This is a genomic window from Bacteroides sp. MSSM.1001136sp1_RTP21357st2_D2_RTP21359_211015 (genome assembly GCF_040913205.1).
Taxonomy (GTDB): Bacteria; Bacteroidota; Bacteroidia; order Bacteroidales; family Bacteroidaceae; genus Bacteroides; species Bacteroides ovatus.
On the sequence record NZ_JBDFVF010000024.1, the window covers coordinates 18,480 to 33,684 of the forward strand.

8 protein-coding genes and 1 pseudogene are annotated in these 15,205 nt (G+C 41.5%); all 9 read right to left on the reverse strand.

The window, feature by feature from the left end; translation table 11 throughout:
* Positions 1 to 4,029 (reverse strand): two-component regulator propeller domain-containing protein, encoded by a 4,029-nt coding sequence (locus tag AB5217_RS15655; RefSeq protein ID WP_008646557.1) that lies wholly within the window; start codon positions 4,027 to 4,029, stop codon positions 1 to 3.
* A gap of 97 nt (positions 4,030 to 4,126) precedes the next feature.
* A pseudogene (locus tag AB5217_RS15660) lies at positions 4,127 to 4,504 on the reverse strand (acetate--CoA ligase family protein); the annotation flags it as partial.
* Positions 4,505 to 4,730: 226 nt separating this feature from the next.
* Positions 4,731 to 5,549 (reverse strand): FAD:protein FMN transferase, encoded by an 819-nt coding sequence (locus AB5217_RS15665; protein WP_032845109.1) that lies wholly within the window; start codon positions 5,547 to 5,549, stop codon positions 4,731 to 4,733.
* Between the two features lie 143 nt (positions 5,550 to 5,692).
* Positions 5,693 to 7,042 carry a DUF1080 domain-containing protein gene (locus AB5217_RS15670; RefSeq protein ID WP_032845097.1) on the reverse strand — a complete coding sequence of 450 codons (1,350 nt, stop codon included), beginning with the start codon at positions 7,040 to 7,042 and terminating at the stop codon, positions 5,693 to 5,695.
* A gap of 62 nt (positions 7,043 to 7,104) precedes the next feature.
* Positions 7,105 to 8,523, reverse strand: a complete 1,419-nt coding sequence (locus tag AB5217_RS15675; protein ID WP_009001103.1) for a Gfo/Idh/MocA family oxidoreductase — start codon at positions 8,521 to 8,523, stop codon at positions 7,105 to 7,107.
* A 26-nt stretch (positions 8,524 to 8,549) separates the two neighbouring features.
* Entirely contained in the window at positions 8,550 to 8,792 is a 243-nt protein-coding gene (locus AB5217_RS15680) for a hypothetical protein (RefSeq protein WP_008646559.1), read from the reverse strand.
* A complete protein-coding gene (locus tag AB5217_RS15685; protein WP_004311144.1) occupies positions 8,789 to 10,084 on the reverse strand; it encodes a Gfo/Idh/MocA family oxidoreductase in 1,296 nt (431 codons plus the stop codon). The genes AB5217_RS15680 and AB5217_RS15685 overlap by 4 nt, the downstream gene beginning before the upstream one ends.
* 39 nt (positions 10,085 to 10,123) lie before the next feature.
* Positions 10,124 to 11,131, reverse strand: coding sequence for a family 43 glycosylhydrolase (locus tag AB5217_RS15690; RefSeq protein WP_032845096.1), 1,008 nt, complete (start codon positions 11,129 to 11,131; stop codon positions 10,124 to 10,126).
* A gap of 56 nt (positions 11,132 to 11,187) precedes the next feature.
* Positions 11,188 to 15,204, reverse strand: coding sequence for a two-component regulator propeller domain-containing protein (locus AB5217_RS15695; RefSeq protein ID WP_368112633.1), 4,017 nt, complete (start codon positions 15,202 to 15,204; stop codon positions 11,188 to 11,190).
* Between the last annotated feature and the right edge of the window lies 1 nt (position 15,205).

Below are 15,205 nucleotides of genomic sequence, written 5' to 3' on the forward strand. Positions count from 1 at the left end.
CTACTCTTCTTTCGAATTAACAAAATCCTTAGGCAATACCCCAAATTGCTTTTGGAAACATTTAGCAAAGTAAGACGGAGAATTAAATCCCACCATGTAGCAGATTTCATTCACCCGGTTTTCTCCCTCTTTCAACAATTGAGCTGCCTTTTTCAAACGCTCCAGGCGTAAGAACTCATTCGGACTCAAATCCAACACTCCCTTTATTTTCCGATAAAAGTTAGACCTGCTCATATTCAGGTTATCTGCCATGTCATCCATGCTAAATTCAGGATTGGCATAATTAATCTGAATTACTTCGTTCAACCTTTTGATAAATTCCTCATCAGCTTTTGTTAAAGCCATTGTATTAGCAGCTATAAAAGGAGACTCCGCAAAAGCTTGACGCAGTTTCTCTCTATTCTGAATAAGGTTAGAAGCACACGCTTGTAAATATTCTACAGAGAAAGGTTTTTCAATATAAGCATCTGCTCCCAGTTCCATCCCCTCTATCTTTGATTGTATATTGGTCTTGGCAGTCAGCAGGATAACCGGAATATGGCTGTAATTCAAATCCGACTTAATCGTCTTACACAATTCGAAACCATCCATCACGGGCATCACAACATCACTTATCACCAGATTCACATAGTTACCATCAAGCACCTTCAATGCTTCTGCACCATTAGTAGCTGTCAACACTGTATAATCTCTCGACAATTGACGAACAACAAAAGTAAGCATATCAGGATTATCTTCTACTACCAGCACAGTGGGACGGTTATCTTTCCTTCCCGCCTGTTCGGCAGGGATTTCGTTTACCCTATCAATTTCCACCTCCGCCTCTGGGGTTAAAGTGATTGTCATATCCTGAACGACCGGTAAAGTCAGACAGAAAATGTTACTTTCTTCTCCTGTCTCCATAGCCAAAGTTCCCTGATGTAATTCAGCCAACGAGCGAGAGAGTGCCAAACCGATTCCAGTGCCAGTAGTCACCTTTCCATCCTCTTGCTCATTGAAACGAACAAAAGGTTTAAAAATCTCCTCTTTCATTTCATCAGGAATGATTACTCCATCGTTTACTGTGCGAATACGGAATAGATTATCATCATCAGTTTCGGGTATTTCCAGCATTACATGTACATAACTCTCGGCATATTTCATTCCATTGTTCAACAAGTTGCTGATGATCTTCGTAAATGCTTCCTGATTAACATGGGCATAGAAATCTTTTTCTGGTACCTGTAAGGTAAATTCCAACCCTTTCTGTTTTGCAAGAGAAGTGAAACGTACATGAGTTTCCTTCAATACCTCTGTTATATTGCATTTTGCAAAGTTCAACCGGAATCCCTGGCTTTCCGTCTTGCGGAAGTCAAGTAGCTGATTGGTCAGATTGAGTAATCGTTCCGTGTTCTGTTTCATGACGTTCAAGTCTTCACGGGTTTCAGCATCCACTTGTTTTTTCAGTATGATATTTTCCAACGGACCTTTAATCAATGTCAACGGTGTACGTATCTCATGAGCTACATTCGTAAAAAAGTCGATCTTTGCATGATAAACTTCACGTTCTTTCTCCTGCTCAAACTTCTCCATCTGCCTGCGATGCTTGTTGTTACTACGCCTCTTGAAATATATAATTACATACAAAGAACAACCTATAATCAACAAAGCATATACAAAATAAGCCCAAACAGAAAGATAGAAAGGAGGAAGAATATGTACTTTTAATGATATTCCATTTTCATTCCATACTCCATCACTATTAGAAACCTTCACTTTGAATGTATAATTGCCATATCGCAGATTGGAATAAGTAACAATAGGGCTTTCGCCAATTGTCAGCCAATCCGCATCAAAACCATCCAATTTATACATGATTTTACTCATTCTTGGAGCTTGAAAGTCCAATGCTGTTACCCGGAAAGAGAAAGAGTTCTGACTAGACTGAAGAATAAGTTCATCAGAGAAAGTGATACTCTTTTCCAATGGAGATCCCGGTTCACCGACATACACTTCTTTGCCAAACAATAGGAAATCCGTAATCACAATAGATGGGAGCGACCTATTCTCTGAAAAGGTCTTCGGATTGAAAGCGATAAAGCCGTCGATACTTCCCAGATAAATCGTACCATCTTCCGTCTCCAGGCTGGAGTGGTAATTAAACTGATCGCCCAGCAAACCATTGGAAGTAGTATATACTTTCATTGCTCCGGTAGTAGGTTGGAAACATACGAGGCCATTATTCGTTGTCAGCCAGAAAAGTCCATCTTTATCTTCCACAATCTGATAAACGACATCATTTGGCAATCCGTCTGCCAGATTATAGCTGGTAAAGGTTTCCGTTTCCGGATGAAACAAACAGAACCCTCCGCCTTGAGTTGTCAACCAAACTTGCCGGTGAGAATCTTCGAAGATACTTACCACTTTATCATAAGGAAGGCTTTTCGGATTATTTTCATTATGCAAATAATTCTTCCATTTCTTCTCACTTACATTATAACAGTAAGCACCGTTTGCGTAAGTGGCCAGCCAGAGGTTTCCTCCCGAATCTTCTTTTATATCATATACAAACCGGCCATTCAGTTCCGGTATCCGGTCAAAATCATCAGATTGTCTGTTGTAGCGCAACAAACCGAATAAAGTACCCAGATAAATATCCCCCGTCGTCGTTCGGCAAATGGAGAAAACGCTATTATCTATCAATGAACGGGGCGAGTCTGTCTTCTGATAGGTTTTCACAATAGCTCCTGTACGAGTATCCACCACTTTTACTCCTTTCGAGAAAGTTCCCACCCAAAGATTATCATCAACCAGGCACAGTCCGTGAACATTTGTAAAAGCATTACTTGGCGTAAAGAAAGAAAAAGTCTTGGTTTTAGGATTAAAACGATTCAAGCCACCATCTTCCGTACCAATCCATAGAATTCCCTGGTTATCTTGACAGAACTCACGCACTCGTTTCCCGTGCAGGCCATTCTCTATTCCTTTCGGATAATATTTCTCGAAGTTCGTATAAAAACGGGGATAGTAGTTTATACCGCCGAAGTAAGAGCCAATCCAAATGCCACCCTCACGATCTTTACACAATGAATAAATGGCATTATCGGATAAAGAATAAGGATCATTAATCGAACTGCGCAAATGAACGTACTTACCTAGCCGGAGATTATAGATATAAAGTCCCGACTCTGCACCAATCCATAGTTCATTGTCAGAAGCAACCAACAGTTCACGACAGAAAACAGACTCCCCGGATTCATCTTCGAAAAGTAAATCATGCAATTTGTTTGAAGTCAGATTCAATTCTTTCACTCCTCCTTTTAAAGAACTTATATACAAACAGTTGTATGCACCTTTTACAATACAGGTCACTACGTCGTTCGCATAAATTTCCTTGTTATTCACAGGCGATAAATAAGGATGGAGAGTTTTCAGACGGTCTTTCGAATAGAAAAGTCCATCGCCATAACAGCCGATCCAAAGGGTTCCGCTATTGTCAAAAGCAAAAGTCTCAACATTGGTGGTAAGAAAGGAGAAGTTCTGTAAGGTATAGTTCTGAAGCTCTCCTTTTTCCAGATTATAACAGAACAATCCCTGTGATTCCACTGCCATCCAGACACACCCCTGATTATCTCCGGAGATAGCCGTCACAGTATGTTCTATCCTTGTATTCTCTACACTTTGTTTGGTAAAATGCTCGAAAGAATCTTTTTCCGGATAATAGATATAAAGCCCTACGTCCGTACCCACCCAGATACTTCCTTTTTCATCCTCGTAAAGTGCCGTGATGAAATTATTGCCTATGCTCCGCTGACTACGGTCATCATGCTTAAATTTACGGAATGACAGACCGTCATATCTGTTCAGTCCATCCTTGGTGCCGAACCACATAAAGCCCTGCTTATCCTGTAAAATTGTATTTACTGTATTCTGCGATAATCCATTCTGTACACTTAGATTTTTGAAATAATAGTGTTCGTCTGCCACTTGAGCGTGACAGAGTATCTGATAACAAATAAGACAGATTAAAAGAGTCAGGGTTTTCTTCATACTATGTGTTTTCTATCCTTTCGTTTTGAGTTACCAAATGTAGGCAAAATCATAGCGGAAAGATAGTAAATATGTCTCAATGAATGAAAGAATAGTCCTATTTTTCTATTCGGATACACGCATCAACTGTTATAACGGCTCTTTGCGCAGCTAAAAACGGATTTATATCCATTTCTTTGATTTCTGTAGCGAAACGTAGCAAGGCGGACAAACGAACAATAGTTTCAGCAAATTTATCTTCTTTGACTCTCTTTTGTCCACGTGTTCCCTGAATAATTATATAAGCACGCAGTGAATGAATCAGAAATCTGCACCGACGAACGAAAGCTACTAGCTCCTCTTTATTATCGGAAACAAACTCATCTACCAGCGGAGTACCGGCAGCATGCAGTAATGCTTGTACGTAATTGGAAGCAATATAACCATTCTCCGGAATAGAATCAATAATGCGACGAATCCTCAAAATGTCTACCCCGCACCTTCGGCATAGACGATAATGTTCCTACAAAGACAAAATAAATTCCGAATAATGAAAAAGGTATATCAAAAATTCCATAATGAAAGTTTTTTTTAACATACCTCACATTCTTTTTACCTATCTGTTTCAGTCTTTACAGCTGAACCGTTACCCAAAAGATTAGGCCAAGCTTTATCATCCCAGTAAACTCTATCAAGCAATACCACACGCCCTAAAAAAATACCTAGTAACCAATAAAGAAAAAACGGTTTAATACAGAAGAAGATTCAGCCAGCAAAGCCTTACGCTGTTCGCTGTCAGCAGCAAATAAACTGGTAGACAAGATTTCCCCTATTGATCCGTTAGTTGTTACTACAGCAATTTGTTTGACGCCCTCCACCAATTTTCCATTTTGGGGAGAAACAATGTGCCGACCGTTGGGAGAGTCATTGCCGGAGGTTGTAAGGCATTCGTTGTGAAGAAGTATATCATTAATTTTCCATCCCGAACCTACCGGATGATTACCCAAAGCAAGAATAGAACTGTTTCCCATATTTATCAATGCATTTTCTATCAGAGCCTCATTCAATATACCTCTGATTGTTTCCAAAGCATATCCCTTGAGAAAGCCGGACAAATTGATAGTTACTCCCGGCTGTGAAAAAGCGACACTACGATCTCCGGCAGATAAATGTACTGAATGTATAGTGTTCTGGTTGTAATTCTCCGAATGAACTGTGATATCGAAGCATCCCAAAGTCCTGCCATTATATTCCAGACATAAATCGATCATTGAATAAAGTTCTTCGCTAAGAACAACAGGAGAAACAGAGGCTGTCCGGTTGAGAATAGACAATTCGCTGGCCGGATCATAAAAGTTCGCCATCTTTTCCAGCCGACACAATGCATCATAAATACGATTGACCACAAGCAGCAACTCCCCTTCCGGTTTCCGGCTGCATAAGATAATATCCACCCGTGTATGCATGGAAAGGAACCAGGCATAAAACAAGGAGTTACCATCATTTGACGGTTTGTATAGATGTTGAATAGTGGTCTGCATCGTATAAAACACAAATTAGGCACGGATTACACAGATTACGCGGTTTTTATTTCATTAGAGTAACCGTGAAACCCGTGTAATCCGTGCCTGAATAAAAATCATAAAGGAGTTTTGACGTATCTCCTAATAACTAGAAAACGGAACTATTTCAGTTCTTTAATCTTCACGTTCTTGAACCATACTTCATCTCCGTGGTCCTGAAGAAGTATATTACCTTCCTCCGGATTTCCGAAATTAGGCCAGTTTTTATATTTACTGTATGCTACCAATGCATTCCACATATCATTGTTACGATCATACTCAATCAGCTTAACTCCGTTCAGCCAATGTTCTACATGATTGCCTTTTACAATGATAGTAGCAGTATTGAATTCTTTCTTATTGAAAGGTTTATCTTTAGGAGCCGGAATCAAGTCATACAACGAACCCAGCTTTCTGTTGCCTTTCACACCCAGTTTTGCATCAGGATGCTTGTCATCGTCAAGAATCTGGAATTCGCAACCGATAGCAGAGCCCGCACCTTTATTCATATCCGGGTTTACGAAATATTTAATTCCGCTATTGGCACCTTCAGTAATCTTAAAATCTACTTTCAGAATAAAGTTCTTGTATTTACGGGTAGTCACAATATCACCGCCATTAGCAGATTCAGCGCCACCACTCTTCATTACTTTCAGAATACCATTTTCTATCTTCCAACCTTTCGCGGGGAAAGTAGAAAGTTTAGCACCTTTCCAGCCTTCAGTCGTTTTTCCGTCCCATAAAAGCGCCCATCCGTCTTGTGCTTCATTTGGTGAAATTGTATTGGCAATCAGATTCACTTCGGGTGCAGCTTGCGCTTTAGGAGTCTGATAGCGTTCTACGTCCGTCGTACAAATGCGGATATCTTTCCAACTAACTGTTTTACCTTCATCTGCCGCATTTCCAATAGCATGCACTTGCAAAGCAATAAAGCCCACAGGAGTCATATCATCCCAAATATTAGCACAAGGTACTCCGTTTATCCAGGTACGAATCGAATTACCAACAGCCTCAATACGGGCTTTATTCCATGCATTATTCTTAAAAGCGGTTTTTGCCGACGGATTCAACGTCAAAGGATAAAGCCAGTTTCTACGTGCCTCATCATAAATGCCACCCGACCAAGCGCGCTTCGAAGGATCAATCTCAAACTGATAACCGTGTACGCGGCCTTTCTTATAATCCTTCTTGCTTTCACTGCGAAGCTGTACGCCGGAATTTAAACCATCATCTATCTTGAAATCAAATTCAAGGATAAAGTCACCATAATTCTTTGTCGTTGCCAAGAATGTATTGGGAGTTCCCATCTTAGATACACCGACAATAGCGCCATCTACAATTTTATACTCGGCTTTGCCATTCAATTTCTTCCATCCTTTCAGGTTTTTCCCGTTGAAAAGAGGTTCCCAGTTTTGTGCGCCCAACGAAGCGGCACAAAATAAAAGTAAAGTTAATACAATATTTTTCATGATTATTTATTGGTCCTTCTCCATCCCCTTCTCCTAAAGAAAGGAATGGAAAAAGCTGTTTCTATTTATAATTTATAAAATTCATCCCAACCTTTACGCGGCGGAAGTCCCGCCAACATTGCATTAGCAAATTCATTATTTGTAATCTGTTTCGTGCGGCTGTCAAAGAACAGCTGTGTATTAAGCCGTTGAGCCATTACACCCAGTGAGAACACCTGACTCAAAACACCGTTGATTTCGAACGGTGAGCGCGTCTTTTCAATGCCGTTACATGCCAATAAGAAGTTCTCGAAGTGATTGGAAGGACTTTTAGGAACCTTCGGTAATTTGCCAGCCATCTCTTTCGCTTTCTCTTCCGGGATGATAGACAAAGTGCTTCCATGACTCCCCCCTTTAAAGATTAAATCTTTCGTATAGATAATCTTTCCCGGATTCAATTTAGCCGAAGGAGTATCTCCCTGATTCGTCGAAGGAATGTTCGGATCCAATCCCGAAACTCCATAACCGGCAGGAATAGGAGGAAGATTATCCAGACCGTCATACCAAGTAATGTCTACCGGTGGCATCCCTTTACGTTGCGGGAAACGGAAGAGAATCGTGGAAGAATAAGGGAAGAAATAATCATTATGACCATTTGCGTATTGCATGGTGACTTCATAAGGCAACCCCAGTTCCAGGAACTCGTGAGCCGTATCGAGGATATGCGCCCCCCAGTCGCCCAATGCACCCATACCAAAATCATACCAGCAACGCCATTGTCCTAAATGATAATCTTTATTATATTCGTGATAAGGGGTAACTCCGAGCCAGGTATCCCAGTCCATATCTTTCGGCAGTTGCTGTCCCGAAGGAAGTTTATAGATATTAGTGTCCCATTTATGCCAACGGCGCGGGTTATTCATGTGGGCAGTGATAGCAGTTACGTCTTTGATAATTCCCGCATCCATCCAAGCTTTAAACTGGAAATAGTTTGCTTCAGAATGTCCCTGATTTCCTACCTGGGTAACCAAGTTAGGACGTTTAAGCGCAGCTTGCATCAACAATTCCGCTTCATAGAAAGTACGGGCCAGCGGTTTTTCTACATATACATGTTTTCCGGATGCCAATGCCAGCATACTGATCGGGAAATGTGAATGGTCGGGAGTAGCAATCGCCACAGCATCAAACTCATTACCGGCTTTATCAAACATCTGGCGGAAATCTCTAAACTGTTTTGCCTTCGGATATTTAGCCATAATCTTTTGCGTATGTTTGGCACCCATGTCCACATCACATAACGCTACCACTTCTACCATACCTGTCCGCGCAAAATCTTCAATAATCTGTTCACCGCGGTTACCAATGCCGATATAGGCTATCTTTACCTTGTCACCTCTTCCTTTCTTGGGTGAAATCGTTTGAGCATGCAGTAAGTCACCTGCCCCCAACGCCAATCCGGCAGAAGCCATTGACATCGTTTTCAGAAAATCTCTTCGTGTTACCATAAGTTATTTATTTTCATTGATATTGATTAAGTTCGTGAACGAGTAAACAATGCCCGTAGCCCATTAAACAAGAGACGCAAAATCCCCCAAAAAGCATAAAGCACAAAAGTAAATATGATGATATAAAAAATAGAAGTTATCATCTCCGTAAATGGCGCATGATAAGCTATAATTGCATAGAGGTGTATCAAATTGGATACTACGAAACAAACGAGTAAAGTAATTAACTCTATTTTCTTTCGTCGTGCGGTTACAATCGTGTCTTTCATACTGCTTCGGGTGTTTTTACAGATTGATGGTTCAGATAATCTATTTTATATTCATCGGGGAAGTAGAGCATCCGCTCTTCCTCCAGTGCCTGATGTCCCAGCAAACAAAGCATACTTGCATAGTATCCTTCTTCCGCTATTCTTTCCGGTTGTTTTTGTGTTATGACGGCTTCAACGAACGCTTCCAGCAACAAGGACGTACCGTCACTCTTAGGACGTTCTCCAATAATGAACTCTCCAGTGTTCTCATTTGCAGTTTCCGGAGCCCAACTCGTTCCGGCAAAAGGAAGAGAATCGAAAACTTTGTTTTCCCAATCATTCACCATCTGCAGGAAAGCCGGTGCAGGAGCCACATTCTCAAAGTAATATTTTCCCTTTTCCGGTTCTACCGTACCAAGGTTACCCATGATCTGTTCTTCCAGTCCATAGAATTTATTGGATATAACGGAGTCGAACGTCATCTTCACCCCATCATCAAAGACATATACACAACTCACATTATCATACACATCCCTGCCATCCTTCCAATAAGTAATGGCACCATGCCCCATCACCTTCTCGGGAATCTTACGCAAAGCCCAACTTCCGATCTGAAGCTGGTGGCAAGCGAGTTCCGTCATCAGTCCCTTCGAGAATTCCTTGTAAAGACGCCAGTTTATCAGGCGTTCCAGATTGGGTGAAGGTACCGAGCGTCTCCAATCGCCATTCCGGTTCCAAAAGGTACGGATTGCATTTATTTCACCAAAGGTACCCGCATGAATCATCTCCATCGCTTTGATGTAACGAGGGTCGAACAAACGTTGTTGACCAGTGAAGAAAATCTTTCCCGTGCTACGATGTTTCTGATACATACGGTAACACTCTTCCATCGTAAAACCTATCGACTTCTCACAAAATACATGCTTTCCTGCGTCGAAAGCATCCAAGACGATTTTACAATGCGAACTAAGAGGGGTAGCTACGAGTATGGCATCTATCGACTTATCTTCCAGCACTTCTCGGTAGTCACCATACACTTTGGCATTAGGCACAAGTTCCAATGCGCTCTCGATAGACGGTTTATAAATGTCGCACAATGCTACGATCTCGACTTTGGGGTTCTTAGCCAGAAATCCCATTAAAAAACGTCCCCGGGAACCAGGACCGATTATTGCCAGACGGCACTTTTCGTTTGAGGTGTTCGTCACCTCCGAAAAAGCAGAAAGCCAAGGGCTTGCAGCAAGAAGAGTGCCAGCCCCGGCTATGCCTAAATTCTTTAGAAAATCCCGCCTGCTAATAGGGGTATGTTTCATGCTTGTGGTATTTAAGATTATAATTGGTTTATTTGAAAATCAGTTATTAAATACAGGTGCTTTTTGTGTTTCGTAAGAAGGAGATCCTCCCTCTACGTAAGGCCAACCTTCTTGGTCCCACTTGATTTGGTCCAACAACAGAATACGTCCGTTCTCCGGGGTCGATCTTGAAAAACCATGATACAGAAGCCAGTCTTGTCCGGCATCATCCCGGATAATCTGCGAACCGTGCCCATTGCCTACAAAATGATCATTCGCACCTATCACCAAAGAATAACCATTCTTCAACATCGGTTTACCGGTCTTGTCTTTGTACGGGCCCCATACTTTCTTGGAACGTCCCACTACGACTTTATATGTACTTTTCACTCCTTGACAACAACTTCCTATGGAGGCAAACATATAATAATAATCGCCGTGCTTATGGATATAAACAGCTTCAAAAGCAGTTCCCGCTATTCTCTTTTTTTTCGCTCCCGGCATGATCGACAGCCCATCCGCAGTCAGTTCAATAACATATATTCCCCGGAAGCTGCCCCATACCAAATAGTTTCTCCCCTCATACTGCAGGAAACTGGGATCGATCGAGTTCTGCACACCGATCTCATTACTGCGGAACATCTTGCCATGATCCGTAAAAGGTCCCTGCGGAGAGTCGGCCGTAGCCACCCCAATGCCGCACGTTTGTTCTCCTCCCCACACCGACATTGCATAATAAAGCACATATTTACCGTTAATATAATTAATGTCAGGTGCCCAGATTCCAGCTTTAGGTTCAAACCTGGGACGAGTTTTATTCGTGAATGCAGTGTTGCAATACGTCCATTCCACCAAATCTTTCGACTTCATTATCGGAACGTTTCTGGTAGATTCAGTAGCATACACATAAAAGTAACCATCTGCAGCTTTAATCACCGTAGGGTCGGGCATGGCAATATCTACAACCGGATTCTTATAACTCACTGCAGACTTTGTCTGTGCTCTCCCCTGCGAAAGACAAGCACCTATCATGAATACGAAAACGAACAAATTTACATACTTTTTCATCAAATCATTCTTTTAAAAGCTCCTTTTTACCTTATCTTTATAGCTATAAATTAATATTAACTTACAAAATCTTTGGGTAACACTCCAAATTGCTTCTGGAAACACTTGGCAAAATAAGACGGAGAATTAAACCCTACCATATAGCAAATCTCATTTACCCGGTTTTCTCCTTCTTTCAATAATTGAGCAGCCTTCTTCAAACGTTCCAGTCGAAGATATTCATTCGGACTCAAATCCAAGACTCCCTTTATCTTCCGATAGAAATTAGAACGGCTCATATTCAGGCTATCCGCCATATCATCCATACTAAATTCCGGATTACTATAATTCACCTGGATAACCTCATTCAACTTCTTTATAAAATCTTCGTCAGCTTTTGTCAACGCCATCGTATTGGCTGCCACAAAAGGAGACTGTGCAAAAGCCTTGCGCAGTTTCTCCCTATTCTGAATAAGGCTGGAAGCACAAGCCTGTAAATATTCCACAGAAAAAGGTTTCTCCAGATAAGCATCTGCTCCCAGTTCCATTCCCTCTATCTTAGACTGGATATTCGTCTTCGCAGTCAACAGTATAACGGGAATATGGCTATAATTCAAATCTGACTTAATTGTCTTGCACAGTTCAAAACCATCCATCACAGGCATCACAACGTCACTAACCACCAGATTCACATAATTACCATCCAACACTTGTAACGCTTCCTCCCCGTTAGTAGCAGTCAATACAGCATATTCTTTCGATAGCTGACGCACTACAAAGGCAAGCATATCCGGATTATCTTCCACAACCAGCACTGTAGGACGGTTATCTTTCTTTTCCGCCTCTCCAGCAGGAATTTCGCTCATCCTGTCTATTCCTGCTTCCGGTTCCGGTGTTAAAGTGATTGTCATATCCTGAACTATCGGCAAAGTCAGACAGAAGGTATTATTTTCTTCCCCTGCTCCCATAGCCAGGGTTCCTTGATGCAGTTCTGCCAATGAACGGGAAAGAGCTAAGCCGATTCCTGTTCCAGTGGTCACCTTTCCGTCTTCTTTTTCATTGAAACGAACGAAAGGTTTAAATATCTCCTCCTTCATCTCATTGGGAATAATCACCCCATCATTCTCTGTACGAATACGGAATGAATTATTATCATCCGCTTCCGGCACTTCCAAAGATATGTGTACGTAGCTTTCAGCATACTTCACCCCATTGTTCAACAAATTACTGATAATCTTCGTAAACGCCTCCCGGTTCACATGTGCATAAAAGTCCTTTTCAGGCACTTGCAAGGTGAATTCCAAACCTTTTTGTTTGGCAAGGGAAGTGAAACGTACATGAGTCTCCTTCAAGACCTCCGTTACATTACATTTCGCAAAATTCAAACGGAATCCCTGACTTTCCGTTTTACGGAAGTCAAGTAACTGGTTAGTCAGGTTCAACAATCGTTCCGTATTCTGTTTCATTACGTTCAGGTCTTCCCGTGTTTCCGCATCAACCTGTTTCTTCAATATAATGTTTTCCAACGGACCTTTAATCAATGTCAACGGCGTACGTATTTCATGGGCCACATTGGTAAAGAAATCAATCTTTGCATGGTAAACTTCACGTTCTTTCTCCTGCTCGAATTTTTCCATCTGCCTGCGGTGTTTGTTGTTACTACGCCTCTTGAAATACATAACTGTATATAAAGAACAGCCAATAATCAGCAAAGCATACACACAATACGCCCATATAGAAAGATAGAAAGGAGGAAGAATATGCACTTCCAATATCACTTCATCGTCACTCCATACTCCATCACTATTGGCAACTTTCACCCGGAAGGTATAATCACCATATCGAAGATTGGAGTAGGTAACAATAGGGCTTTCACCAACTGTCAACCAGTCTGTATCAAAGCCTTCCAACTTATACATAATCCGACTTGTCTTAGGAGCCTGAAAATCCAGCGCAGCTACACGGAAAGAGAAAGAATTCTGATTAGACTGGAGAACAAGCTGGTCAGAGAAAGTGATACTCTTTTCCAACGGAGAGCCCGGTTCACCAGCATATACTTCCTTTCCAAACAGAAAGAAATCAGTAATTACAATAGACGGGAGAAACTTGTTCTCCGAGAAATTCTTGGGATTAAAAGCGATAAATCCATCGATACTACCCAAATAAATCGTACCATCCTCGGCCTCAAAACTCGAACGATAATTAAACTGGTCGCCCAACAATCCATTGGAAGTGGTATATACTTTCATCACTCCGGTTGTGGGCTGGAAGCAGACCAAACCGTTGTTGGTTGTCAACCACAAAAGACCGTCCTTGTCTTCTACAATCTGATATACGACATCATTCGGCAAACCAGCAGATAAATTATAGTTGGCAAATGTCTCCGTATCCGGCTGAAAACGACAGAATCCTCCTCCTTGGGTAGTCAGCCAGATTTGCCGGTGAGAATCTTCAAAGATGCTCAAGACCTTGTCATACGGAAGGCTCTTCGGATTATTTTCATCGTGCAAATAATTCTTCCATTTCTTTTCACTCACATTGTAGCAATAGGCTCCATTAGCATAAGTTGCCAACCATAGATTTCCTCCGGAGTCCTCCTTTATGTCATACACAAACCGACCGTTCAGTTCCGGTATCCGGTCGAAATCATCAGACTGTTTATTATATCGGAGCAAGCCGAACAAAGTTCCCAAGTAAATATCACCAGTCGTTGTGCAGCAAATAGAGAAAACACTATTATCTATCAATGAACGGGGAGAATCCGTTTTCTGATAGGTTTTCACGATAGCTCCCGTACGCGTATCTACTACTTTCACTCCTTTTGAAAAGGTTCCTACCCAAAGATGATCTCCAATTAAACATAAACCATGCACATTGGTAAAAGCACTACTGGGCGTAAAGAAGGAGAATGTTTTGGTCTTGGGGTTGAAACGATTCAGACCACCGTCCTCCGTACCAATCCACAAAATACCTTGATTATCCTGACAGAACTCACGTACTCGTTTCCCACGCAAACCATTATCAGTCCCTTTGGGATAATATTTCTCGAAATACGTATAAAAACGAGGATAGTAATTCACACCGCCAAAATAAGAGCCAATCCAGATGCCACCCTCGCGATCCTTACACAATGAATAAATAGCATTGTCGGATAAAGAATAAGGGTCGTTGATCGAACTGCGCAAATGAACATACTTACCCATTCGGAGATTATAAATATAGAGTCCCGATTCTGCACCAATCCACAATTCATTGTCAGAAGCAACCAGCAGTTCACGACAAAAAACAGACTCTCCACTTTCATCTTTAGAGAGTAAATCATGCAGTTTGTTAGAGGTCAGGTTCAGTTCTTTCACTCCTCCTTTTAAAGAGCCTATATATAGACAATTATATGCTCCTTTCACCAGGCCTATCACGACATCATTCTCATAAGTTTTTTGATCGTCTACAGGTGATACATAAGGATGAAGGGTTTGCAAACGGTCTTTCGAATAGAAAAGTCCATCACCATAGCAGCCAATCCAAAGGGTTCCGCTATTATCGAAAACAAAAGACTGGACATTGGTGGAGATAAAAGAAAAGTTCTTCAATGTGTGGTTCTGGAGTATTCCTTCCTCCAGATCATAACAAAATAGCCCCTGCGACTCTACCGCTATCCAGACACATCCTTTGTTGTCTCCGGAGATTGCAGTTACGGTATGCTCTATTTTCGTGTTTTCTGCGCTCAATTCAGCAAAATGCCGGAAAGAATCTTTTTCCGGATTATAGATATAAAGTCCTACATCCGTACCTACCCAGATATTTCCTTTTGCATCCTCATAAAGAGCTGTGATAAAATTATTACCAATGCTCCGCCGTGTGCGGTCATCATGTTTGAATTTGCGGAATGACAAACCGTCATATCTATTCAAACCATCTTTTGTGCCGAACCACATAAAGCCCTGCTTATCCTGCAAAATCGCATTGACCGTATTTTGAGATAACCCGTTCTGTACACTAAGATTTTTGAAATAATAATGCTCGTCCGCCATTTGCGCATGGCAGCCGATCTGATAGCCGATTAAACAGATTAAAAATATGAGAACTTTCTTCATA